General features: G+C 65.5%; 26 protein-coding genes and 1 tRNA gene. 19 read left to right on the top strand and 8 right to left on the bottom strand.

Annotated elements, in window-relative coordinates; translation table 11 throughout:
• Nucleotides 1-88 precede the first annotated feature (88 nt).
• The 4 genes from MKK82_RS28210 to MKK82_RS34490 all read left to right on the top strand — a co-directional run bounded on the left by MKK82_RS28210 (nucleotide 89) and on the right by MKK82_RS34490 (nucleotide 3,101).
• Entirely contained in the window at nucleotides 89-610 is a 522-nt protein-coding gene (locus MKK82_RS28210) for a hypothetical protein (RefSeq protein WP_243987539.1), read from the top strand.
• Nucleotides 611-716: 106 nt separating this feature from the next.
• Nucleotides 717-1,415 carry a hypothetical protein gene (locus MKK82_RS28205; protein ID WP_243987537.1) on the top strand — a complete coding sequence of 233 codons (699 nt, stop codon included), beginning with the start codon at nucleotides 717-719 and terminating at the stop codon, nucleotides 1,413-1,415.
• Between the two features lie 4 nt (nucleotides 1,416-1,419).
• Nucleotides 1,420-1,989, top strand: coding sequence for a hypothetical protein (locus MKK82_RS28200; RefSeq protein ID WP_243987534.1), 570 nt, complete (start codon nucleotides 1,420-1,422; stop codon nucleotides 1,987-1,989).
• Nucleotides 1,986-3,101: an MBL fold metallo-hydrolase gene (locus MKK82_RS34490; protein ID WP_409566839.1), complete on the top strand. Its 1,116-nt coding sequence runs from the start codon at nucleotides 1,986-1,988 to the stop codon at nucleotides 3,099-3,101. The genes MKK82_RS28200 and MKK82_RS34490 overlap by 4 nt, the downstream gene beginning before the upstream one ends.
• A gap of 254 nt (nucleotides 3,102-3,355) precedes the next feature.
• Here the strand turns inward: MKK82_RS34490 and MKK82_RS28195 are convergent, their stop codons facing one another.
• The 3 genes from MKK82_RS28195 to MKK82_RS28185 form a co-directional block, all read right to left on the bottom strand.
• Nucleotides 3,356-3,526: a hypothetical protein gene (locus tag MKK82_RS28195; protein ID WP_243987532.1), complete on the bottom strand. Its 171-nt coding sequence runs from the start codon at nucleotides 3,524-3,526 to the stop codon at nucleotides 3,356-3,358.
• Between the two features lie 140 nt (nucleotides 3,527-3,666).
• Nucleotides 3,667-4,128 carry a MucR family transcriptional regulator gene (locus MKK82_RS28190; protein WP_243987530.1) on the bottom strand — a complete coding sequence of 154 codons (462 nt, stop codon included), beginning with the start codon at nucleotides 4,126-4,128 and terminating at the stop codon, nucleotides 3,667-3,669.
• Between the two features lie 193 nt (nucleotides 4,129-4,321).
• Nucleotides 4,322-4,498, bottom strand: coding sequence for a hypothetical protein (locus MKK82_RS28185; RefSeq protein WP_243987529.1), 177 nt, complete (start codon nucleotides 4,496-4,498; stop codon nucleotides 4,322-4,324).
• 418 nt (nucleotides 4,499-4,916) lie between these two features.
• On the opposite strand from MKK82_RS28185, the gene MKK82_RS28180 reads away from it, so the two are divergent.
• The 5 genes from MKK82_RS28180 to MKK82_RS28160 all read left to right on the top strand — a co-directional run bounded on the left by MKK82_RS28180 (nucleotide 4,917) and on the right by MKK82_RS28160 (nucleotide 7,935).
• Nucleotides 4,917-5,402, top strand: coding sequence for a hypothetical protein (locus MKK82_RS28180; RefSeq protein WP_243987527.1), 486 nt, complete (start codon nucleotides 4,917-4,919; stop codon nucleotides 5,400-5,402).
• Entirely contained in the window at nucleotides 5,399-5,791 is a 393-nt protein-coding gene (locus MKK82_RS28175) for a hypothetical protein (protein ID WP_243987525.1), read from the top strand. Before MKK82_RS28180 ends, MKK82_RS28175 begins: the two co-directional genes overlap by 4 nt.
• Nucleotides 5,788-6,021, top strand: a complete 234-nt coding sequence (locus MKK82_RS28170; RefSeq protein ID WP_243987523.1) for a hypothetical protein — start codon at nucleotides 5,788-5,790, stop codon at nucleotides 6,019-6,021. The genes MKK82_RS28175 and MKK82_RS28170 overlap by 4 nt, the downstream gene beginning before the upstream one ends.
• Nucleotides 6,022-6,690: 669 nt before the next feature.
• Nucleotides 6,691-7,248 (top strand): MucR family transcriptional regulator, encoded by a 558-nt coding sequence (locus MKK82_RS28165; RefSeq protein WP_243987521.1) that lies wholly within the window; start codon nucleotides 6,691-6,693, stop codon nucleotides 7,246-7,248.
• 162 nt (nucleotides 7,249-7,410) lie between these two features.
• Nucleotides 7,411-7,935 (top strand): hypothetical protein, encoded by a 525-nt coding sequence (locus MKK82_RS28160; RefSeq protein WP_243987519.1) that lies wholly within the window; start codon nucleotides 7,411-7,413, stop codon nucleotides 7,933-7,935.
• A gap of 211 nt (nucleotides 7,936-8,146) precedes the next feature.
• Here MKK82_RS28160 and MKK82_RS28155 read toward each other — a convergent pair whose 3' ends face one another.
• Complete coding sequence (locus MKK82_RS28155) at nucleotides 8,147-8,434, bottom strand: hypothetical protein (protein WP_243987517.1); 288 nt, start codon at nucleotides 8,432-8,434, stop codon at nucleotides 8,147-8,149.
• 194 nt (nucleotides 8,435-8,628) lie between these two features.
• Here MKK82_RS28155 and MKK82_RS28150 point away from each other — a divergent pair, with 194 nt between their 5' ends.
• The gene (locus MKK82_RS28150) at nucleotides 8,629-8,805 is read left to right on the top strand and encodes a hypothetical protein (RefSeq protein WP_243987516.1); all 177 of its coding nucleotides are present in this window, start codon (nucleotides 8,629-8,631) and stop codon (nucleotides 8,803-8,805) included.
• Nucleotides 8,806-8,991: 186 nt separating this feature from the next.
• On the opposite strand, the gene MKK82_RS28145 is transcribed toward MKK82_RS28150, so the two are convergent.
• A tRNA-Pro gene (locus MKK82_RS28145) sits at nucleotides 8,992-9,068 on the bottom strand.
• Nucleotides 9,069-9,198: 130 nt separating this feature from the next.
• Here MKK82_RS28145 and MKK82_RS28140 point away from each other — a divergent pair.
• From MKK82_RS28140 to MKK82_RS28100, 9 genes are all read left to right on the top strand, one after another.
• Nucleotides 9,199-10,494 carry a glycosyltransferase family 4 protein gene (locus MKK82_RS28140; protein WP_238290747.1) on the top strand — a complete coding sequence of 432 codons (1,296 nt, stop codon included), beginning with the start codon at nucleotides 9,199-9,201 and terminating at the stop codon, nucleotides 10,492-10,494.
• A 119-nt stretch (nucleotides 10,495-10,613) separates the two neighbouring features.
• Complete coding sequence (locus tag MKK82_RS28135) at nucleotides 10,614-10,934, top strand: rhodanese-like domain-containing protein (RefSeq protein ID WP_238290748.1); 321 nt, start codon at nucleotides 10,614-10,616, stop codon at nucleotides 10,932-10,934.
• Nucleotides 10,935-11,079: 145 nt separating this feature from the next.
• Entirely contained in the window at nucleotides 11,080-12,234 is a 1,155-nt protein-coding gene (locus tag MKK82_RS28130) for an efflux RND transporter periplasmic adaptor subunit (protein WP_238290749.1), read from the top strand.
• Between the two features lie 107 nt (nucleotides 12,235-12,341).
• Entirely contained in the window at nucleotides 12,342-15,539 is a 3,198-nt protein-coding gene (locus MKK82_RS28125) for an efflux RND transporter permease subunit (protein ID WP_238290750.1), read from the top strand.
• Between the two features lie 93 nt (nucleotides 15,540-15,632).
• Complete coding sequence (locus tag MKK82_RS28120; RefSeq protein WP_238290752.1) at nucleotides 15,633-16,148, top strand: hypothetical protein; 516 nt, start codon at nucleotides 15,633-15,635, stop codon at nucleotides 16,146-16,148.
• A 74-nt stretch (nucleotides 16,149-16,222) separates the two neighbouring features.
• A complete protein-coding gene (locus tag MKK82_RS28115; RefSeq protein WP_238290754.1) occupies nucleotides 16,223-16,987 on the top strand; it encodes a lysophospholipid acyltransferase family protein in 765 nt (254 codons plus the stop codon).
• Between the two features lie 139 nt (nucleotides 16,988-17,126).
• Nucleotides 17,127-17,573 carry a hypothetical protein gene (locus MKK82_RS28110; RefSeq protein ID WP_243987514.1) on the top strand — a complete coding sequence of 149 codons (447 nt, stop codon included), beginning with the start codon at nucleotides 17,127-17,129 and terminating at the stop codon, nucleotides 17,571-17,573.
• A 184-nt stretch (nucleotides 17,574-17,757) separates the two neighbouring features.
• Nucleotides 17,758-18,864 carry a DUF2125 domain-containing protein gene (locus MKK82_RS28105; protein WP_238290756.1) on the top strand — a complete coding sequence of 369 codons (1,107 nt, stop codon included), beginning with the start codon at nucleotides 17,758-17,760 and terminating at the stop codon, nucleotides 18,862-18,864.
• A gap of 189 nt (nucleotides 18,865-19,053) precedes the next feature.
• Entirely contained in the window at nucleotides 19,054-19,716 is a 663-nt protein-coding gene (locus MKK82_RS28100; RefSeq protein ID WP_238290757.1) for a phosphoribosylanthranilate isomerase, read from the top strand.
• Nucleotides 19,717-19,741: 25 nt separating this feature from the next.
• Here the strand turns inward: MKK82_RS28100 and MKK82_RS28095 are convergent, their stop codons facing one another.
• The 3 genes from MKK82_RS28095 to MKK82_RS28085 form a co-directional block, all read right to left on the bottom strand.
• Nucleotides 19,742-20,110, bottom strand: coding sequence for a LapA family protein (locus tag MKK82_RS28095; RefSeq protein WP_243987512.1), 369 nt, complete (start codon nucleotides 20,108-20,110; stop codon nucleotides 19,742-19,744).
• 18 nt (nucleotides 20,111-20,128) lie between these two features.
• Nucleotides 20,129-20,440, bottom strand: a complete 312-nt coding sequence (locus MKK82_RS28090) for an integration host factor subunit beta (RefSeq protein ID WP_091785957.1) — start codon at nucleotides 20,438-20,440, stop codon at nucleotides 20,129-20,131.
• A gap of 46 nt (nucleotides 20,441-20,486) precedes the next feature.
• Nucleotides 20,487-20,808 (bottom strand): S49 family peptidase (locus MKK82_RS28085; protein WP_243987510.1); only part of this gene is annotated, 322 nt, incomplete at its 5' end.

The raw sequence follows: 20,808 nt of genomic DNA, 5'->3' as shown, positions 1-20,808 counted from the left end.
CTCGCTCGAGGCGTGCGATCGGTTCTCCCAGTGTGAGAACATCACGCCGATCAGGATCAGCACGAGACCGAGAGGGAAGAGCCAACGCATGCGCCAGCAACTGACGCGTACGAACGCGGTTCCGACGCCCTACCGCATGTCGGACGAGGAGCGGGCTGCCCGGCGGGTCGAGTATGCCGCCCGCGACCGGCTCCATGCAGCCACGATCCGGGCCAAGCGCGCTGGTGAGCGCGCCTTGGCCAAGGAAGCCGACGCCGCCCGACTGGCCGCCGAGGTCGACCGGATCCGCTCGGAGATCCGTCTCGGTGTGAAGCCGCCGGCCGGGAAGCTGGCGGCCGTGGATGCAGCCGCCATGCTGCTGCTCGGCCCTCAGGGCGCCGTCGGCTGCAGTGGAGCCCTCCTGCGTACCTTACAGGTCCTGGTGGGCAAGAGACGGCATCCCGTGCCATCCCTGCTGGCCGCCGGGCGCTGGCAGGACGAGGCGGCCCTCAGAGCCGCCCTGGAGGCGTTCAGGCCGAAGCTGGCGGCGATCGGACTGCGAGTGTGTCGGCGGAAGGCGGGATGGCGGCTGGCAAGAGCTTCCTCACTTCCGCGGAATGAACTTGCTTAGATTGCGTTACCCCATGGATCGACGCGGATTTGCGCCCGCCGTTGCATAGCTGTTAACAGCGTCGGATCATGCTGCCCGGAGCGGAGCGATTGGATCGGAATTTGCCATGCGCATCGAGCCAGAGATTGGAGGGGTAGCCGTGGTTTTGCTGGGTAATTTCAACCCAGCGATCTTTTCCCCTCAATGGTTCGCTCGCCGTGAGATCGTTAGCGAAGCCGAAGCGGATGAAGCACAGATTGGTGTCATTCATCCTGAAGTCGTGATGTTTCGTCTCGGATCGAAAAATATTCACGTTGAGCAAAATCGCTTTCAAGTCGATACAAACGAAGCTCCTTGGGTAACAGCTCTTGATGTAGTCGCTAAAACATTTGGTGAGTTCTTGGTTTATACGCCGGTAACATCATTTGGGATCAATCGCCAAGTTCATTTCAGGTTAAAATCTGAGCCTGCGCGCTTTGCGCTCGGCCGCAAATTAGCACCTACGACCCCCTGGGGAGACTGGGGCCAAGAATTAGACGAGCGACCTAAAGAGTTGAGATCCGGAGTCATCGATTTAACGATGAGAGAGGTCTGGAAAAACGAAGTCCTAAACGGATATACTCAAGCAACGGTGCAGCCGTCTAATATTTTGCCAGGAAATACCGGCGTATATATTAGAATAAATGATCACAGCAACATCAACGTCCCCCAAGACGGCGAGGGTGCTGAGCGTATCATCCAGACATTGTGCGATAAGTTTGATGATGTTATAAACCGGGCGGAGTGGATCATAGATCAAATCATGAAGATCGCGGAAGAAGAATAAAAAAATGGCAATCGCGCTTCGGCACTTCTATAATCTAGAGTCGTTTGCGGACAATGAAGTAAATCAAACCTATTTTCCAGACGCAATCAAGAATAAGCTGGAACTTAATAGACAGGCTGCGTCTGCAGTAATTGGGCAGCAGCAGGTCGATGCGCCTACCGCTCAACGGTTTGACGCTAAAGACTTGCCGGGGGACGTCAAGCCGATCTGGATCGGCGATCCCAATGCCCAGGCAATACGTGTCTCGCTGCAGCCCCTTCAAGAATGGGAGGGATATGTTGTCGAGTTGGCTGGCGACAATTTTACCGCCAAACTAGTTGATCGTACGGCAGGTCAATCTTCCGAAGAGGAGATCGCGGAATTTCCTATTGCTGATCTTTCGGAAAACGATCGTAAGCTGCTACGTCCTGGCGCTGTATTCCGATGGGTTATTGGCTATCAACGATCCATCGGGGGCCAAAGGCGAAGAGTTTCTCAATTGGTCTTCCGCCGAATGCCGTCTTGGAGCCGCCGAGATTTGTCGCGGGCTAAGGCCCGAGCAAAGGACTTGATCGACAACATAAACTGGGAGTGATCGTGTCTGCGCCTGATCACAATCAAATCGAGATCAGCGTGATTGGGCCAGGATATGGTGAATCTATATTAATACACATTGGCTCAGGACGTTGGATTGTAATTGACTCGTGTATTAATAGTCATGATAAATCTCCAGCCGCACCCTCGTATCTGACAACTTTGGGATTAGATCCTGCCGAGTGCGTACATCTTATTGTCACAACGCACTGGCACGACGATCATATTCGCGGCTTGTCTGCACTAGTTCGCGCGTGCAAATCAGCTAAGTTTTGCCTAGCTGCAGCTTTGACAACTCAAGAATTTTTAGAGACCCTCGCATCATACGACGAAGCCCATGGGCTGGTTTCAGGTTCTGGCGCGTCGGAGATAATGTCTACTCTTCAAATCGTCCGAGACGAGGGTCGGCGCGCTGCGAGAGTTGTTGCAGACACCAGGTTATATCAATGCCCTGGAACAGATCTTGCTCACGGGCAATCCTGCGAGATCTGGGGTCTATCTCCATCGGCAAAGCAGTTTGATCTATCGCTACGCGCAATAGGTAATCTGATGCCGCAACCGACTGAAGCTAAAAGGCGCGCTCCGGAACAGGGTCGCAATGACCTATCCATTGCTGCATGGATTTCGATTGGAGATCTAGCCATATTGCTAGGCGCCGATTTGGAGGAAAGGAATGATCCAGAACTGGGGTGGACTGCGATAATCTCGTCCTCATCTCGCCCGCCGGGTAAGGCTTCCTTCTTTAAAATCCCCCATCACGGCTCATTTAATGGACACTGTGGAGCCGTTTGGGACGATCTCCTTGTATCTCGGCCAACAACTGTACTCACGCCATGGAACCGAGGCAGAGGCCTGCCGCTTCAGTCGGATATAGAAAGAATTCGATCGCATAGCGACGCCGCCTTTGCGACCACGACGTTCAAAGCTAATCCGGTTCGAAGGCGCGTCCCTGCTGTAGAAAAACAGCTGCGTGAAGTTGGCGTAAAGATCAAAAGCGATGTTCTAAGAACTGGTCACGTTAGATTGCGCAATGGCGGCACTAAGAATGCCAATACATGGTGTGTAGAGATGTTGGAGGGCTCTTGCCATCTCGACACTTTGATAGCCGCCTGAGTCATCCAAGCGCGAGCGCGAGCCGACCCCGCGCCTCCCGGGCGATTTGAAGCAGTATCGGATTTTCCGACATTGCTTGCGGGGGTACCCACCCGGTGGGTACCCTTCAGACGGTCGGGGTTTCACGACGGGCTCGTAAGACCATCGCCAAGGGAACTTCTTCGTGAGGCGCGGCGAAAACCCGACAGTCCAGCAGCTTTGCACTCCGCGTGTCCAAACTTGGGTTTTCTCGAGTTCCAGGAGTTGAGCCTCGATCAGCCCTCCGCTCGCAACCGCGCCTCGATTGAGGAGGCCTCCCATGGGTGGGTGAGCTGGTACCAGTCCACCAAGGTATCGAACGAGCGCGGGCCGGCCTGATCCTCGTCTAGCGCGTAGCCGCCGCTGTGACAGCTCCAGGCCGGGTGAACGCCCACAGCAGCTTCCATATCGCATCCTCGATACGCTGTTCTACGCTGTCGGCTCAACAATTTGACCCGCTGGCACTGTCTGCACGCAAAGACCCCGCGCGCTTTCGGCGGCGGGGTCCTGTTGCCAGCGGACCGGAAGGGTTGACGCCGCTGTACGGTCAAGCGACCTTTCGCCGGCCTTTTGCCTCAGCTTCAGCCATCGCGCCTGGCCGTCCGAGGCCGATCGCCTTGGCAAGCGCCGAGCGTTGGGCGGCGTAGCTCGGAGCCACTATCGGGTAATCCGCAGGCAGACCGAAGCGCTCGCGGTAGGCCCGGGGCTCAAGCCCATGAGCGGTGAGATGCCGCTTCAGGGTCTTGTAGGTCTTACCGTCGAGGAAGCTCACGAGACCATCCGGGCGGATCGACTTGCGGATCTCGGCGGCCGTTGGCTTTTCGGTCGGCTCTGCCAAAGCTGTGTTGGAAGAGTGCCCAGTAGCCAGCGCTGCCACCGCTCCGTGCACGCTCTGAATCAGGTTCGGCAGCTCTGCGACCGGGACGGAGTTGTTGGAAACGTAGGCAGCGACGATCTCGCTAGCCAGTTCAGTGAAGTTGGAGCCGAGCTCGGCGGTTTCTTCTAGCATTCTATGCGTTCCTGATATGCGCCCTCGCGATCGAGATGTGACGTCGGTGCCCACGCCACAAGTTACAAACTTGCAATGCTGCCAATCTGTCGCGGAATTTTGAGCAATTCTATTCGGTATCGGAAATATGCTGCGTAGGTCAATTCGAATGCTGATAGGACAGAGGTCCGATAAGTTATGCGGCAGCAGAACGTCAGGACAGCATGAGTGGCAGGAGTGCCGCGGTGGCCGAGCCGCTCGCTATGGCGACATCCAGGAAGGTTTCGAAGTGGCTCCCAGGCGCCAGGAAGCCCCAATCCGCGAAGCCAGCGGCCAGCATGACCACGAGAGCCGCCAAGACGAAGCGGGTTCGGAGGGGCGGTAGGGGCATGCGCGGCACCTGTGCTCGAAGCGGCCTGGTGGCCATCCGCCACACTCTGCCCTGAAAGCAGAAAACCCGCCCCGGCTTGCGCCCGGCGGGTTCCGCGGTAACTATGTCCGTGGGCGTGACAACCCGGACTAGAGCATATCCGCAAGATCCTTGGCGGGATCGTGCTCCTCCCTGGCAGGAGGGGCGGCGGAGCAGTTCGACCCTTGGCGGGGTCGGAACGGACGCGTTTGGCAGCGCGGCACCGAACGCGGCCATATTGGCCGGGGGCGGACGTGCTGTCCAGAGGCTGCCAAGCCTTAAAAGCGTTCGGCCTGTCGCTCTGGCAGGTTGTCACCCCCCGGCTGCCGGGTCCGTCTCCCGGTAGAAGCCCCTCGCGGGGCGGGGCCGTGACAAGCCCTTCGTACCAGAGCACCACACCATGACCATCCACATCCCCGTACCGCCATCCGTGGCGGCGGCGCACGAGCTACAGCTCGCGCGCCTTGCGCACCTGCGCACACTCATCGCTGAGCAGATCAAGGCCGGCCTCGATAAGGTCGACCGATACATCGCGGTCCTGGACGCTCTCACGCCCGATCCAGACCTTGAAGCCGATTACCAGGTCTGCCACGCGATCCAGGCCGGCAACGGCATGGTGGGCTTGAGCTCGGACTTCGAGGCCTCCCTCTGCGCCGCCGAGTGGCTGGCCGGAGTCGACGCACACGTCCCGAGCGACAACAGCCTGCACTTCCTCGACCGGGAGCACGACGAGGCGGACGATGAGCCGATCCTGGGCAGCCCTGAGGCCTCTGGCATCATGAAGGCGTGCGGCTGGCGGCCGGAGTTCCCCGACCGCTCGACCTCGCAGATCGGATGGGCCCGCGGATCCACCGACGATCGCGAGCTTGAGGGAGAGGCGGCATGAACGCTCCTGGATCCCGCCGCGGCTTCCTCGCCGGCCTCACCACCCTCCCGCTCATCGGCGGTGGCGTGGTGCTCACCGGCGAGCCGACAGGGGCCGCCACCCCGATCACGCCTGGCCTTCTCGCGACCTACTCGGCGTGGCTGGCCTACGAGCGGATGAAGCTACACTGGGCCTCGCTAGAGGCGCGGGACAGCGGCTTCATACCTGCGCAGAACCCGGGCTTCAGCTTCCAGCGCCGCGACCATGGCGGCGGCATGGAGGCATGGGGGCTCGACGCCCAGCTGCGGGCCCCCGTAGTCCTCGCAGCAGCCGGCTGCCCCCTGACGTCGACAACGGCCGAAGGCATGTGGGGCGATACTTTCCGGCCGGTAGCGGGAGGAACGTTGTGATCCTGCCGCCGAAGCTCTCGCCCGCAGCGATCCAACAGGAGAAGCGCCGCGCGATCGCAGGAAGTCCGTTCGGCCTTCTGCTGCACGCTTGGCGCCTCCGGCGGGTCCGGTGGGCCTTCGCCACCCTCAACCGGCGGCTGGCCGCGTATGAGGCCTCCTACGGCCTCGCCTCGGTCCGGCTGACGGATGAAGATCTCTTGACTGCCGGCTTATCCCGCACAGCTGACTGAACGAGAGAGCCCCGGGCCAATCATTGGACCCGGGGCTTACCATAACATTCAACCAGCTTTGGCCATGCGCCGCGTCAGGTACTGCTGGAGTTCAGCGGCCACGCCGACACCCTGAGGCGTAGGCCCAAGCGTCAGATCGTCGTGAGCCAATTCCGATTTCTTTGGCTTTGCGGAGTTGCTTAGACGCCTCTTCAGCTGCGCAGAATATCCACGCCGCGCCAGCCATGGTGGAAGTCTCGCTCCTTTTCGCATGATCTCGCCCTCTCGATGCACCCGAACTTGGGGCGATTCGGAGCCTCGTACTCAATCAAAACTGTAACCGTGTGCTCACACACGCGAACACGAGCGATTTCGCTTCTACCGCGCTGACGAGTACTCAGTTCGATGGCTCAAGTGTGCGACAGCACCGGCGCTGACGTGGGGCTCGACGATGGCACGGCGCTTGATGAGGATCTTATCAGTCCGGAGGCACCAACGCGTGGGGCGGTTCTCGCCGCATAAACGGTCCGAGGCTCTTCTCGTTCTCGGCCAACCAATGCCTGACGTCCAACAGCTTCGCCTGAGGATTCAGTCGATATCTGGCGCGATTAGCTGATTTCCTGCAGAGATGCCCTTGACGGAACGCCCGATCGATCTCGTTCATCGTGCACGCACATCATGGAGGCGCGAGTGGACGACAGCACATCAATTCCGGTGTCAGACAACACCGACTTCATCGAAATTACCACCAACATCGTCGCGGCGTACGTGTCGAACAACTCCGTGCGCCCAGCTGATATGCCGACACTCCTCGCCGACGTGCACGCTGCGATCGTCGGCCTCAACGGCGCCCCTGATTCCGCCGAACCCAAGGTGGAGAAGCTCACGGCGGCGCAGGTCCGGAAGTCGATCAAGCCAGATGGGCTGATCTCCTTCATTGACGGCAAGCCGTACAAGACGCTCAAGCGCCATCTCACGGGTAATGGCCTAACCCCGACGGAGTACCGGGAGCGCTTCGGTCTACCGGTCGACTATCCAATGACGTCGGCCAGCTACTCGGCCATGCGAGCAGAATTCGCCCGCAGTACCGGGCTCGGTCAAAACAGGCAGAAGGCCGCCGCGAAAGCCGCGAACCCGGCAGAGACGGTGAGCGATGCCGCGAAGACACGCGGTCGAAAAAATGCTGCTGAGGCAGCTGAGAAGCCGGCGAGGGGTCGCAAGCCGAAGAAGGCCGCTGCAGCCGAGTGATGTGCGGCTCTCACGGTGAATGGCCCCGGCTGCTTAGGCAGTCCGGGGCTTCTTCTTGCAGGCAGCGATAGCGGAGCGGGCCGTTCGCTCACTGTCATCGAACTGACGGAACCCTGCGGGAGGTATGGAGTAGGAAGGGACCATCAACGCGGACACATCGCGATGGAAGCCATCGACACCGCCTCACTGGTTGACGACACAATGACTGCGAAGAACGATGTACCCAAGGATCAATGGGCGAACGTCATCCGCGTCCAGATCCACTTCAACGAGTTGATTCAGCGTGTCCGGCAGCTGACATCAACTTTGACCATCGCCGCGTTCGGATCCGGAGCCGCATTCTTTGCATCCCATCCAAACACCAAGATCAATGTGGACTCATATGTGAGCTTCAGTTTCCACGTGTCCACGATGCTGATCCTTGCGGGCTTTATGTTCCTGCTTGTTGGGTATCTGACGGACAGGCATTATTACTTCAAGCTTCTGATCGCGAGCGTTGCCGTCGCAACGGAACTAGAAAGAGACTACAATCTTCCAGGCAAATTGACGACTAGATTATCTCACGCCGTCTCTCCTACGGCCGCGAAGCTCACAGTTTCACTTTTCTACATCGCCGCTTTCTTGGTTGGAGCCGCGCTTATCTGGATCGTGAATTTCGCCACGATATCAAACCTCGCTCCAACGTAGGATCACGCCCGGGTCGACTGCCTCAGCGTCGCGCAACTGCCGGGCCTCGTGCACCTGCTTGCGGGTTAGGCCGAGGTCGGTGACGGTTGCAACGGTGTTCCCGTCTGGAACACCGTCTGCGATGTTGGCGCCTCCGCGCGACTGCGTAGCCACCTCGCCCCGCTCCTGCGCGGCATCGTACTCATCCGCCAGCCGGCGCTTGGCTTGGGCCTCAGACCGCCCAATCTGCCGCCAGCGCCGCGGCCGCGTATCGGGAACGCGCTGCGGCATCGCGTGGAAGCCCGGCGCGCTGGCACCAGTTTGCAAAGACATCTGGCTCGATCGGCACGCGCACGACCTCGACGCCGCTGCGCTGCACCTCCCGCTCCATCTGTTCGGTAGCGATGCGCCACGTCTCGTATTCGGGCGGCAGCTTGCCACCGTCGGCGAGGCTGGTGCGCAACGCCTCGTATTGCTCCAGAGCGTACCACGGTAGGCCGACGCGGCGGGGGCGATCCATAAGGGTCTCATCGAACGATCACGCTAAACGGCGCCAACCGTCCGGAGCGGCCGTTGGTTCGTAGAAGCACCTTCCCACGTCGGAGGCTCTGTTGTGGCACGAGCTGTGCGGGCTGCTACTTCGCCCATGGCGGGCGTTTCCTCCCAGACTCGGCCGGGGCCTTCGGACCTCGGCCTCTTTCTCGAGGATCGACCATGTCGCCGTGGTTGGCTGCCGTTCTAAGCCTGGAGACTGCGCTGTGGTCGGCGATCCTGGCCGAGGCAGCCTACTATCGCTTGGAGGAGGAAGTGCCTGCGGCCGGCATCGCCCGCGTCTCGGGCTGGCTCCTGGTGGCCGCCACCGGCTTTCTGCTGTGGTCGAAGGCTCTCTAACCGTAGCTTCGTCGTACCGCTCGATCGGCAGTGAGCCCGTTCGAGGACTTTGGGGTGCGGGTCGGGTTCAGAACCCCGATGATCCCCAACGTAAATAATGCACCCCAGATGAACCCCAGGACCCTGAAATGAGAAAGGCAGCCCGGAGGCTGCCTAATCTAACTCATTGCCGATACTGTGGAAAAATGGTCGGAGTGGCCGGACTTGAACCGACGACCCCCTGTCCCCCAGACAGGTGCGCTACCGGGCTGCGCTACACTCCGACGCCACGCGGGCTCGGCGCTCTTAGCCGTCGCGCCGCGCCTGTGCAAGCCCCGTGGCGTGGTCTGGCACGCTGGCAATGGCGGGTTCGGCTCGATAGGGAGACGGCCGCAGCCGCCTCGCTTCAGGATCATGACAGACCGACCGATCGCCTTCGATCTCACGCGCCTCGTCACGCGCCTGCGCCACCCGAGCCCCTCCGGGATCGATCGGGTCGACCTGGCCTACGCCCGCGTCTTCCTGGGCCGGCCCGGTCCAGCTTTCGGCGTGGTGTCGACGGCGTTCGGCCCACGCGTCCTCGACCGCGCCCGGGCGCTGGCGATCGTCGAGGCCGTGGCTGCCGGCTGGGTGGAGGATCGGGAGGCCGCCTCGGACCCAGTCTATCACCGGCTGGCCACGCGCTGCGGCGATTCCGCCGGGGCCGGGGTTGGCGGCAGGTCCAGGCAGGATCCTCCCCCGCAGGCCAGCGCGGCCGAGCGGCGCCGGATCCAGGCGCGGACCGCCGCCGACATGGCCCTGCGGGGCAGCCCGATCGCCGCCTTGCCGCGCGATGCGCTCTATCTCCACACCTCGCACCTGCGTCTCGACAACCCCGGCCGGTTCGATTGGCTGTATACGCGGCGGGACGTGCGCGCCGCGTTCTTCGTCCACGATCTGATCCCGATCACCCATCCCGAATACGGCCGCTCCGGCGAAGCCGACCGCCACCGGGCACGATTGCGCACGATCGGGCGGCATGCGGCCGCGATCCTGGTGAATTCGGCCGATACCGGCCGCCTGACCCTGGAGCATCTCGCCGCCGAAGGCTTCAGCCGGCCGCCGGTGGCCGTGGGCCACCTCGGCGTCGAGGAGGCGTTCGGGCGGGCCGGGCCCCGGTTCCACCCCAACCGGCCGACGTTCCTGGTGTGCGGGACGATCGAGTCGCGCAAGAACCACCTCCTGCTGTTTCAGATCTGGCGGCGCCTGGCCGAGCGGCACGGTGCCTCTACGCCCCGCCTCGTCGTGGTCGGGCGGCGCGGCTGGGAGGCCGAGAGCGCCATCGACATGCTCGAGCGCTGCCCCGGCGTCGTGGCCCACGTGATCGAGGCCACCGGTCTGTCCACCCACGGACTCGCCGCCCTCATGCGCAGTTGCACCGCCCTTCTGATGCCCTCCTTCGCGGAAGGCTACGGGATCCCGGTGGTGGAGGCTGCGGCCTGCGGGTTGCCGGTGGTCGCCTCGGACCTGCCGGTCCATCGCGAGATCGCCGGACGCTTCGCCCGGTTTCACGATCCTCTCGACGGCCCCGGCTGGACGGCGACGATCGAGGCGCTGGCGCGTCCCGCCTCGCCCGTGCGGGTCGATCTGATCGGGCGGCTCGACGGGTACGAGCCGCCGGGCTGGAAGGCGCATTTCGGATCCGTGATGCCCGTGCTGGACGCGCTCTGAGCGGAGCCGCGCGTCCCCTCGCCGGGACGCAGCAAGTTGCACCCCTTCGGCCTGACGAATAAGGAAACGCGTCAGCCCACAGGGCTGGCGAGGGCCTGGGCTGAACGGAGATCCTGCCAATGCAGGTGGTCGACCTCGATCGCGATACGATCAAGCGCGGGCTCAGCGACGGGTCAATGTTGATCATCGACGTGCGCGAAGCGCATGAATTTGCTGCCGGACACATACCGGGTGCCGTCTCGCATCCCCTGTCGGAATTCGATCCCGAAGCGGTCGGGGCGCTGATCGCCCACGATGGGCGGCGGCCCGTCTTCTCCTGCGCGTCGGGCGTCCGCTCGGTTCACGCGCTGATGGCAGCCCAGAACGCCGGACTGGACATCGCCGAACACTACAAGGGCGGTTTCAAGGATTGGTACGGGTCCGGCGAACCGGTCGAGTAACCCAGCGGTTCAATCCGGCTCACGACGCCGTGATGTGCGCTCGCGCACAAGCAACAGCGTTTCCCGCGGGTTACGGCGCTCCAGCGGCGGAACAATCGTCAAGCTCGGCGCGACCAACGGGTCGGCCAACGGACAGCAGGACCCGATGCGCAGCCGGCTTCCCAGCCTTCTCACCGTGATCTCAGCACTGGCCGCCGGCCTCGTGGCCGGTCCGCTCGCGACACCCGTGCGGGCACAGGCACCGGGTGGCCCGCCGCCCAAGGTGACCGTGGCCAAGCCCGTGGTCCGCCAGATCGTCGAGCAGGACCAGTATACCGGCCGCTTCGACGCGATCGAGTACGTGGAGGTCCGGGCTCGCGTTACCGGATACCTGGAGAAGATCAACTTTACCGACGGCCAGACGGTGAAGAAGGGCGACCTCCTGTTCGTCATCGATCGCCGGCCCTACAAGGCGGCGCTGGAGCAGGCCCAGGCGGCGCTCGCCTCCGCCAAGGCGCGCCAGTCCTTCTCGCAGACGGACCTCGAGCGCGCCCAGACCCTGTCCCGCAGCGGCAACATCTCCGAGCAGGTCACCGACCAGCGCCGGCAGGCCTCTCAGACCGCGCAGGCCGACGTCGACAGCGCCCAGGCGGCCCTCAACAACGCCCAGCTGAACTACGACTTCAGCGAGGTGAAGGCGCCCATCAACGGCCGGATCAGCCGGCGGCTGGTCACCGAAGGCAACATCGTCAGCGCCGACCAGACGATGCTGACGACGATCGTGTCCCTCGACCCGATCTACTTCAGCTTCACGGTCGACGAGAAGTCGTTCCTGAAGTACCAGAACAGCCTCGGCATCGGCATGGGTCAGACCCAGCAGGGCAAGGGCGTGCCGATCCTGATCGCGTTGTCCGGCGAGGCGAAGCCGACCCGCAAGGGCAGCCTCGACTTCGTCGACAACCGGGTCGACACGGCCACCGGCACGATCCTGCTGCGGGCGACCGTCCCGAATGGCGACCTGTTCATCAAGCCCGGCCTGTTCGGCATCGTCTCGATGCCCGCGACCAAGCCGTACCAGGGCGTGCTGATCCCCGACGAGGCGGTGGCCGCCAACCAGGACAAGCGGATCGTCTACCTGCTCGGTCCCGACAACGTGATCCAGCAGAAGGACGTGACGCTGGGACCGAAGGTCGACGGCTATCGGGTGATCCAGTCCGGGCTGAAGGGGGACGAGACCCTCGTGGTCAACGGCATCTCCCGTATCCGGCCCGGCGCCAAGGTGACGCCGGAGACCGTCGAGCTGCCGCCGAGCAAGACGTGAGCCCGAGCGGCTCATCGCGACCGCTTCCGAGCGCGCCACCTGGCGCGCCCCGCACCGACGACGCAGGGCCCCGACCGGGAGACCGGCGGGCCTCAGAGGTTTGACCGATGCGTTTCGCCCATTTCTTCGTCGACAGGCCGATCTTCGCGTCCGTCACGTCGATCGTGTTCCTGATCCTCGGCTTCGTGGCCTACGAGAGCCTGCCGGTCTCGCAGTATCCCGAGATCGTGCCGCCGACCGTGACCGTGCGCGCCTCCTATCCGGGCGCCAACGCCGAGACGGTGGCCGCCACGATCGCGACGCCGATCGAGCAGGAGGTCAACGGCGTCGACAACATGCTCTACATGACGTCGCTGTCGACCAACGACGGCAACATGCTGCTGACCGTGACCTTCAAGGTCGGCACCAACCTCGATATCGCCAACGTGCTGGTGCAGAACCGGCTGTCGGTGGCGCAGCCGCGCCTGCCGCCGGACGTGCGCAACCTCGGCGTCACGGTGCGCAAGGCCTCGCCCGACCTGATGCTGGTCGTGCACCTGCTCTCGCCGAACAAGACCTACGACCAGAACTACCTCGCCAACTACATCTATCTGAACATCCGCGACGAGCTGCTGCGCCTCGACGGCGTGGGCGACATCACCATCTTCGGCGGTAACGAGTACGCGGAGCGGATCTGGGTCGATCCCAACAAGCTCGCCGCCTACGGATTGTCGGTCACGGACGTGACGACGGCGCTGCAGGAGCAGAACGTCCAGGTCGCGGCCGGTCAGCTCAACGGACCACCCGCCGCCAGGGGCGAGGCGTTCCAGCTTGTCGTCCAGTCGCAAGCCCGCTTCAAGACGCCCGAGCAATTCGCCGAGGTGATCATCAAGGCGCAGGACGGACGCCTCGTCCGGGTGAAGGACATCGCCCGCGTTGAGATGGGCCAGAAGGATTACACGACCAACTCCTTCCTTAACGAGACCCCCGCGGTGGGCATCGGCGCGTTCCAGCGGCCGGGCACCAACGCCCTCGACGCGGCCGCGTCGGTCCGCAAGGTGATGGAGACGGTCAAGAAGAACTTCCCGCCGGACGTCGAGTACCGCATCGCCTACAACCCGACCGAGTTCATCGAGGAATCGATCCACGAGGTCTACAAGACGCTGTTCGAGGCGGTCGGCCTCGTCGTCATCGTGGTGCTGGTGTTCCTCCAGAGCTGGCGCACGGCGCTGATCCCGGTGATCGCGATTCCCGTGTCCCTGATCGGCACCTTCGCGGCGATGGCGGCCTTCGGCTTCTCGCTCAACAACCTGACCCTGTTCGGGCTGGTGCTCGCCATCGGCATCGTGGTCGACGACGCCATCGTGGTGGTGGAGAACGTCGAGCGCAACATGGCCGAGGGTCTCTCCGCCGGCGATGCGGCCCACAAGACGATGGACGAGGTCGGCGGTGCCGTCATCGCCATCGCGCTGGTGCTGGCGGCGGTGTTCGTGCCCACGGCGTTCATCCCGGGCATCTCGGGCCAGTTCTACAAGCAGTTCGCGCTGACCATCGCGGCCTCGACCCTGATCTCGGCCTTCAACTCGCTCACCCTTTCGCCGGCGCTGTGCAAGCTGCTCCTCGTGCCGCACCACTCCCGGAAGGAGCCGAAGTTCTTCCTGACGCGGTTCGTGGCCTGGCTGGCAAACGGGTTCAACCGCGCCTTCGACGCCACGTCGGATGCCTACGGCCGGACGATCCGCGTCCTGACCGGCGGCATCGTGGGCCTCGGCGTGATGCTTCTGGTCTATGCCGGCGTGATCGCTGCCACGCTGCACCTCGCGCAGACGACGCCGACCGGCTTCATCCCGGACCAGGACCAGGGCTACCTGATCGGCGTCGTGCAGCTCCCCTCCGGCTCATCGCTCGATCGCACCACGGACGTGATCCTGCGCGCGGCCAAGCAGGCCCGCACGGTGAGCGGCGTCGCCAACGCGGTGATCATCGCGGGTTTCGACGGGGCGACGTTCACCAACACCACCAATGCCGGCGTCATGTTCCTCACCCTCACGGGCGCGAAGGAGCGCGCGGAGGTAGGACGCAGTGCGGCGGTGATCACCGGAGACGTGCTCAAGGCGACCTCGGACATCCAGGAAGCCCGGGTCATCGTGATCCCGCCTCCGCCCGTGCGCGGTCTCGGCAGCGGCGGCGGCTTCAAGATGCAGATCGAGAGCCGCCAATCCTCCGACATCGGCCCGCTCATGGCGGCGGCCGGCGAGGTGATCGCCCACGCGAACCAGAGCGCAGACGTGCAGCGCGTCTTCACGACCTTCGACAACTCGACGCCGCAGCTCTTCCTCGACATCGACCGCACCATCGCGCGGATGCTGAACGTGCCGCTCGCCAACGTGTTCTCGTCGGTCCAGGCCGATCTCGGCGGCACCTACGTCAACGACTTCAACACGCTGGGCCGCATCTACCAGGTGCGCCTGCAGGGCGACGCGGCGTTCCGAACCTCCGTGCAGGACATCTCGCAGATCAAGGTGCGCTCCTCCACGGGAGCCCTGGTGCCGATGGGCACGCTCGCTTCGGTGCGCGACGTGACCGGGCCGCAGATCGTGCAGCGCTTCAACCTGTACTACTCGGTTCCGGTACAGGGCGTGGCCAAGCCCGGCATCTCCACCGGTCAGGCGCTCGACGCCATGGAGGCGCTCGCCAAGAAGGCGCTGCCTGACGGCTACGCGTACGACTGGACCGAGATCGCCTATCAGCAGAAGGCCGCGAGCGGCACCGCCGGTGCGGTCTTCGCTCTGGGCGTTCTCCTGGTCTTCCTGGTTCTCGCCGCGCAGTACGAGTCCTGGGCGCTGCCGCTGGCGATCCTGCTGGTGGTGCCGACCGGAGTGCTCGCCGCCCTCGCGGGCGTGCAGTTCCGCGGCCAGGACAACAACATCCTGACCCAGATCGGCCTGATCGTGCTCATCGGCCTCGCGGCCAAGAACGCGATCCTGATCGTGGAGTTCGCGCACGACATCGAGCAGCGGGAGCACCGGGGGCCGGTGGATGCGGCGGTGGAAGCCTGCCGCCTGCGCCTGCGTCCGATCCTGATGACCGCCTTCGCGTTCATCCTCGGCACCCTGCCGCTGGTCGTGGCCACCGGCCCCGGCGCCGAGATGCGCCAGGCCCTCGGCACCGCGGTGTTCTTCGGGATGATCGGCGCGACCCTCTTCGGCCTGTTCCTGACGCCGGTCTTCTACGTGGTGATCCGCCACTTCTCGCTCTGGCTCGGCCGGTTCCGCAAGAAGCACACGCCCGGCGACCACGGGACCGCCGCGCCCGCCCACGGCTGAGGCACCCGACCCTTTGAAGCCGCGCCGGATCCACGAGGATCGGGCGCGGCTTTCGCGCGACGAGCCGAGCCGACCGGTGTAGAGGCTTGCGGGATGCACGCCCTCGGCCGCCTGTTCCTCGGAGCCTTTGCCCTGCTGCTCGCGGTCCCGACGGGGTCCGCCGTGCTCGTGTCGGCACTCCTCATCGACCCGGCCGCGCAGGCGTGGCTGACCGGCGGCGCGCTCGCCGGCCTCGACATGGCACTGTCGGACCTGTCGGCCGGACTGCCACCGGAGGGGCTCATCCTCTTCATCGCCGGTCTGGCCCAGGCGTTGTTCGTCCTGCTGGTCGTGCCGCCGGCCCTGGTCGGTCTGGCCGGCGAAGTCCTCGGGCGGCGTGGCCTGCTCTGGTACGGCGCGGGCTGTGGCCTGCTGACGGCCGCCCTCCCCTGGCTCACCCGCGGTGCCATGCGGTCCGGATCTGCTCGGGATCCCGCGCTCCTGGCCGCCGAGGCGCGCCTGACGGTGATCCTCTTCGCCGTCGGCGCGAGCGCGGGTCTGGTCTACTGGCTGGTCGCCGGACGGGGCGCGGGCTACAGGCGGAACGATCGCGTCGCCGGCGGGGCCTGACCCTTCAACTGCGGTCGCGCTTGGCCGCGGGCCCAAGGGCGCGCTACAGGAAAGCCGTAACGACTCGGAATCCGATGCTCGCCCTCCGCTCCCTCGCCTTCAACATCTGCTTCTATGCGGCCACGACGGTGCTGGCGGTCGTCGGCCTGCCGACGCTGATTTCCGGACGGTCTGTGATGGGGTTGGCCCGCGCCTGGGGGCAGATCACCCTCTGGCTGCTCCGGGTCGTGGCGGGCACACGGGTCGAGTTCCGCGGTATGGAAAACATCCCCCCGGGGCCCCTGCTGGTGGCGGCCAAGCACCAGTCGGCGCTCGAGACCCTGGCCCTCTGCACGGTGCTGCCGGACTTCGCGTACGTCCTGAAGAAGGAACTGCTGCTCATCCCGCTGATCGGCTGGTACCTGTCGCGCAGCGGCATGGTGGCGATCGATCGCTCCAAGGGCACCCGGGCCATGAGCTTGATGAACGCCGCCGCCGGCGCGGCCATCGGGCGCGGACGCCAGCTCATCATCTTCCCGGAGGGCACCCGCCGCCCGGTCGGGGCGGCACCAGCCTACAAGCAGGGCCTGTCCCACCTCTACGTCGCCTTGAACGTGCCGTGCGTGCCGGTGGCGCTGAACACCGGCTTGTTCTGGGCGCGCAACAGCCTCGTGCGCCGGCCGGGAACCGCTGTGATCGAGTTCTTGCCCCCGATCCCCCCGGGCCTGCCCCGGCAGGAATTTCAGGCCTTGGCGCAGGAGCGCCTGGAAGCCGCCTCCGCCGCCCTCGTCGACGAGGTCCAGCGCGGGCGGGTCGAGCTCCGCGCCGGCGCGGTCGCAGAAGCCTCGGCGCGCCGCTGATCCGTTCCGGCTGCGCGGCGGCCGGCATCGCACGGGTCACGGGTGGATCCAGCTTGTGGATAACGGGCGCAATACCCACATCCTCCCTTAGGAACGTCGCCCTTGACGCCTGTGGATATCACACGCTAATTTGGAACAAATGGCGAACAGAAGAGCCCTGTCCTGGTCGGCCGCGCTTCGCGACCTGAAGGACGATCGCAGCCGGAGGCAGGATGTGCGTGAAGAACGCCTCAAGACGACCGCAGGCCTGCGCGGGTCTCCCGCGCTGCCGCTCTCTGCATGGCGCGGCCGCTCCGGCCGCCGCTACGTGGTGGGCGTCCATTCGGCCGGCGGCTTCGATCTCGACGAGATGGCCGAGGCCGTGGTGATCGCGGTCCGCCGGGACGACACCGGCATCGCCGAGATGCTGTCGGTCGCCAGCTCGAGCGAGAGCCCGCGCGACCATCTCCGGCGCACTTGGCTCGACCGGGTCCGTCGCGGCGGCGCCACCGAGATGCACGTGCATCGCCTCGCCGAGAACGATGCCGAGCGGGTGGCGATCGTCGAGGATCTGAAGATCGACACCGTCGAGCCGGCCCAGGTCTGATCGGGACGATGGTGGAGGCGCGTCGTCCCGCGGGGCGAGCGCCGGTCCCCGGTCAGGGATGAAGCGCGGGGCGGATCGACGCCCCGGCCGTGACCGGGCGCGGCGCTGCCCCAGTTTCGCCCCTTGCGTGGCCTCATGCGAAGCCGCGCGGCCCCTGTTGGGGCTTGGTCGGGGAGCGGAACGCATGGTGCAGGAACGGACGCGGTCGGAGGACACAGCCCAGGCGTCGCCGGGATCGGGGGCGCGTCGCTCGCGCCTTGGATTGTTCCTGCCGTACGTCCTGCTCGCGATCGTGGTCGTAGGTTGGTCCGCCGCCTGGTTCTGGATCCGAGCCCGGACGGCCGACGAGATCGACGGTTGGATCGCCCGAGAGGCGGCCGCGGGCCGCACTTGGACCTGCGCCGATCGCTCGCTCGGCGGTTACCCGTTCCGCATCGAATTGCGCTGCAGTGCAGTGACCCTCGAACGGGTCGACGGACGCTTCCGGCTCGGGCCCAGCACCGCGGTCGCCCAGATCTACCAGCCCCGTCTCGTCGTGTTCGAGAGCGCCGGGCCCTTCCACGTCGAGCAGGGTGACCTGACCGGCGACGCCTCGTGGAAGGCCTTCCAGGGGAGTTTTCACGGTGCGGCCGAGGGGTTCACCCGGGCTTCCGCCGTCATCGACGCGCCCAACGTCACGGTGACCGGCGCCGAGCCGGGGCCGATCGCGGTCTCCGGCCGGCATCTGGAGGTACACGCGCGACCGGCGCCCGGCCGCTACGAAGCGGCGGGCGCCGTGGATGTGAGCCTGCGTCTCGTCCAGGCCGCGTCGCCGCAGCTCGACGCCCTCACCGCCACCCGGGATCCCGCCGACCTCGCCCTGGACGCGACCCTCACCCAGGCCACCGTGCTGCGGACCGGAACCGTCGCGCGCGAGCTGGAGCGCTGGCGGCAAGCCGGTGGTGCCCTGGACCTGACGGCCCTTTCGCTGGCCAAGGGTGCGCAGCGCGTGCAGGCCAAAGGCACGCTTGCCCTCGACAATGCCCACCGTCCGGCGGGCCAGATCGATCTCCGTGCCGCCGGCGTGGACGCGCTGATCGGCAGCATCGTCGGCCAGCGCTTCGGCTCTGAGAGGGGCGCCCTGGTCGGGCAGCTGGTCGGTGGGCTGCTGGGCCTCGGTCGACGCCCGGATGCAGAGGCGTCGACCGACACAACGCCCCTGAAGGCGCTTCCTCCGCTGCGGCTGGTCGACGGGAAGCTCGTCTTCAGCGGCTTCCCGATACCGAACGTCTCGGTGCCGGCCCTGTACTAGCGCGACCTCGACGTCATCGAATCGACACCACCGGCCCGGGCAGCGCCGTTCCGGCGTCTCGGTGTCCGGACAGGTACCGAAGCCGGCGCGGCGGTTTCACCGCATGGCGGTTGACCACGGGATCCGAGCGCCCCAAGGCCGCCGTCGAAGGGGACTGATCGGCGGCCCACGATCCGCTATAGGACGCCCATGGCCTCCGAGTCCGTCACCCCGACCCGCGTCAAGATCTGCGGGCTCAGCACCGAAGCGACTTTGACCGCAGCCCTGGAGGCCGGAGCGGACTGGATCGGACTCGTGCATTTTCCGCGCAGCCCGCGGCATGTCGCGCTCACGCGGGCCGCGGCCCTGTCGGATCTCGCCCGTGGGCGCGCGGAGCGGGTCATCCTGCTGGTCGACCCGGACGACGCCCTGGTCGCCGCGGCCGTGGCGGCGGTGGATCCGGACCTGATCCAGCTCCATGGGCGGGAAAGCCCCGAGCGCGTGGCGGCGATCCGTGCCCGCACGGGCCGGCCGGTGATGAAGGCGCTCGGCATCGGGACCCGTGCGGATCTGTCGGTGCTGCCGGCCTACGCAGCCGTCGCCGATCGGATCCTCCTGGATGCCAAGGCACCGCCGGACGCGGCCCTGCCCGGCGGCAACGGCCGTCGTTTCGACTGGGAGCTCCTGCGCTGCGCCGCTCTTCCGCCCGGCACGATGCTGTCGGGAGGCCTCGATGCCGCCAACGTCGCGGAGGCACTGGCCCGCACGGGGATCGGCGCTGTCGACGTGTCGTCCGGCGTGGAATCGGCCCCCGGGGCGAAGGACGCCGATAAGATCGCCGCCTTCGTGGCCGCCGCGCGAGTCGCGCGCTAGGACCTCGAGGCGCGCCCGGGCCCCGTTACCGCGTGGCCGGCAGGGCAGTCCGACCGGTATTCGGCACCGTGTAGGGGCCCGCCGTCTCGCTCTCCGGCGCGTAGGTCCGCAGCCGCGTCGCCTCGCGTTCGAAGCGGACGGCCTCGCGGCGATGGTAGCGCGCCCGGGCCCGCGTCTTGCCCTGACCGAGCCACGTGAAGATGCCACCGACCACGATGCCCAGTGCCACGGCGCCGAACAGGATCGCGTAGAGCGGCAGGCCGACGCTGAAGACCGGCGCGTCCGGGTTGACCGGATCGAAGGAGAGCTGCACCGGGGCGCGATTGGCGACCGCCAGCAGGATCACCAAGGCCGCGATCGGCAGGAGCACGAGGCTCTTCAGAAATCGGATCATCGCGCTTACGAACCCTTCCTACTCGGCCGCCGAGGCACTCTCGCCGATGCCCGCCGCATTGAGACGCTGGCGCATCTCCTTGCCGGTCTTGAACACGGGGATCGCCTTCTCGGACACGGCAACGGCGGCACCCGTGCGGGGGTTGCGTCCCCGGCGCGCCTCGCGGCGCTTGACCGAGAAGGCGCCGAAGCCGCGCAGCTCCACCCGGTCGCCGCGGGCCAGCGCGTCGGAAATGGTGTCGAGAATCGCGTTGACCAGGATCTCCACGTCGCGCTGGTAGAGATGCGGGTTCTGCTCGGCGATCTTGAGGACGAGCTCCGACTTGATCATGGCGTCCGGTCTTCTCGCGGGATCGGGGCGGGCTGCGGGCGGTCGTTCAGGGTTCCGGGCGCCACAGGGCGAGCAGCCCGCCGCGGGCGGCCTGCGCCTCCGCGCCCACGGTCCGGAGCCGCGCCGCAAGGCCTTCGAGGCCCAGGAGGTCCGCGCCGATGCCGGCCGCCGACCAGAGGGAGAAGTCGCTCTCCGACCGCGGCTTCCAATCCTTGATCGGCAAATCCTTCGGAACGCCGCGGGCGCTCTCCAGCCACGCCACCGCTTGGCGTTCGCTGCCGAGTTCGTCCACCAGCTTCAGCGGCACGCTCTGGCGACCGCTGAAGACCCGGCCGTCCGCGACGGTGTTGAGCTGACCCGGATCCATG

The sequence above is a fragment of the Methylobacterium sp. E-046 genome (genome assembly GCF_022829625.1).
In the GTDB taxonomy this organism is placed as follows: domain Bacteria; phylum Pseudomonadota; class Alphaproteobacteria; order Rhizobiales; family Beijerinckiaceae; genus Methylobacterium; species Methylobacterium longum.
This window is presented reverse-complemented; position numbering and strand designations above follow the sequence as displayed.

What these genes read in the sequence shown, in the direction of transcription:
- MKK82_RS28100 (WP_238290757.1), top strand. Translation starts at nt 19,054, where the DNA reads ATGGCCTCCGAGTCCGTCACCCCGACCCGCGTCAAGATCTGCGGGCTC.
- MKK82_RS28120 (WP_238290752.1), top strand. Translation starts at nt 15,633, where the DNA reads ATGCACGCCCTCGGCCGCCTGTTCCTCGGAGCCTTTGCCCTGCTGCTC.
- MKK82_RS28160 (WP_243987519.1), top strand. Translation starts at nt 7,411, where the DNA reads ATGGAAGCCATCGACACCGCCTCACTGGTTGACGACACAATGACTGCG.
- MKK82_RS28200 (WP_243987534.1), top strand. Translation starts at nt 1,420, where the DNA reads ATGGCAATCGCGCTTCGGCACTTCTATAATCTAGAGTCGTTTGCGGAC.
- MKK82_RS28140 (WP_238290747.1), top strand. Translation starts at nt 9,199, where the DNA reads ATGACAGACCGACCGATCGCCTTCGATCTCACGCGCCTCGTCACGCGC.
- MKK82_RS28180 (WP_243987527.1), top strand. Translation starts at nt 4,917, where the DNA reads ATGACCATCCACATCCCCGTACCGCCATCCGTGGCGGCGGCGCACGAG.
- MKK82_RS28205 (WP_243987537.1), top strand. Translation starts at nt 717, where the DNA reads ATGCGCATCGAGCCAGAGATTGGAGGGGTAGCCGTGGTTTTGCTGGGT.
- MKK82_RS28110 (WP_243987514.1), top strand. Translation starts at nt 17,127, where the DNA reads ATGGCGAACAGAAGAGCCCTGTCCTGGTCGGCCGCGCTTCGCGACCTG.
- MKK82_RS28150 (WP_243987516.1), top strand. Translation starts at nt 8,629, where the DNA reads ATGTCGCCGTGGTTGGCTGCCGTTCTAAGCCTGGAGACTGCGCTGTGG.
- MKK82_RS28155 (WP_243987517.1), bottom strand. Translation starts at nt 8,434, where the DNA reads ATGGATCGCCCCCGCCGCGTCGGCCTACCGTGGTACGCTCTGGAGCAA.
- MKK82_RS28185 (WP_243987529.1), bottom strand. Translation starts at nt 4,498, where the DNA reads ATGCCCCTACCGCCCCTCCGAACCCGCTTCGTCTTGGCGGCTCTCGTG.
- MKK82_RS28210 (WP_243987539.1), top strand. Translation starts at nt 89, where the DNA reads ATGCGCCAGCAACTGACGCGTACGAACGCGGTTCCGACGCCCTACCGC.
- MKK82_RS28130 (WP_238290749.1), top strand. Translation starts at nt 11,080, where the DNA reads ATGCGCAGCCGGCTTCCCAGCCTTCTCACCGTGATCTCAGCACTGGCC.
- MKK82_RS28115 (WP_238290754.1), top strand. Translation starts at nt 16,223, where the DNA reads ATGCTCGCCCTCCGCTCCCTCGCCTTCAACATCTGCTTCTATGCGGCC.
- MKK82_RS28190 (WP_243987530.1), bottom strand. Translation starts at nt 4,128, where the DNA reads ATGCTAGAAGAAACCGCCGAGCTCGGCTCCAACTTCACTGAACTGGCT.
- MKK82_RS28195 (WP_243987532.1), bottom strand. Translation starts at nt 3,526, where the DNA reads ATGGAAGCTGCTGTGGGCGTTCACCCGGCCTGGAGCTGTCACAGCGGC.
- MKK82_RS28090 (WP_091785957.1), bottom strand. Translation starts at nt 20,440, where the DNA reads ATGATCAAGTCGGAGCTCGTCCTCAAGATCGCCGAGCAGAACCCGCAT.
- MKK82_RS28105 (WP_238290756.1), top strand. Translation starts at nt 17,758, where the DNA reads ATGGTGCAGGAACGGACGCGGTCGGAGGACACAGCCCAGGCGTCGCCG.
- MKK82_RS28135 (WP_238290748.1), top strand. Translation starts at nt 10,614, where the DNA reads ATGCAGGTGGTCGACCTCGATCGCGATACGATCAAGCGCGGGCTCAGC.
- MKK82_RS28095 (WP_243987512.1), bottom strand. Translation starts at nt 20,110, where the DNA reads ATGATCCGATTTCTGAAGAGCCTCGTGCTCCTGCCGATCGCGGCCTTG.
- MKK82_RS28125 (WP_238290750.1), top strand. Translation starts at nt 12,342, where the DNA reads ATGCGTTTCGCCCATTTCTTCGTCGACAGGCCGATCTTCGCGTCCGTC.
- MKK82_RS28175 (WP_243987525.1), top strand. Translation starts at nt 5,399, where the DNA reads ATGAACGCTCCTGGATCCCGCCGCGGCTTCCTCGCCGGCCTCACCACC.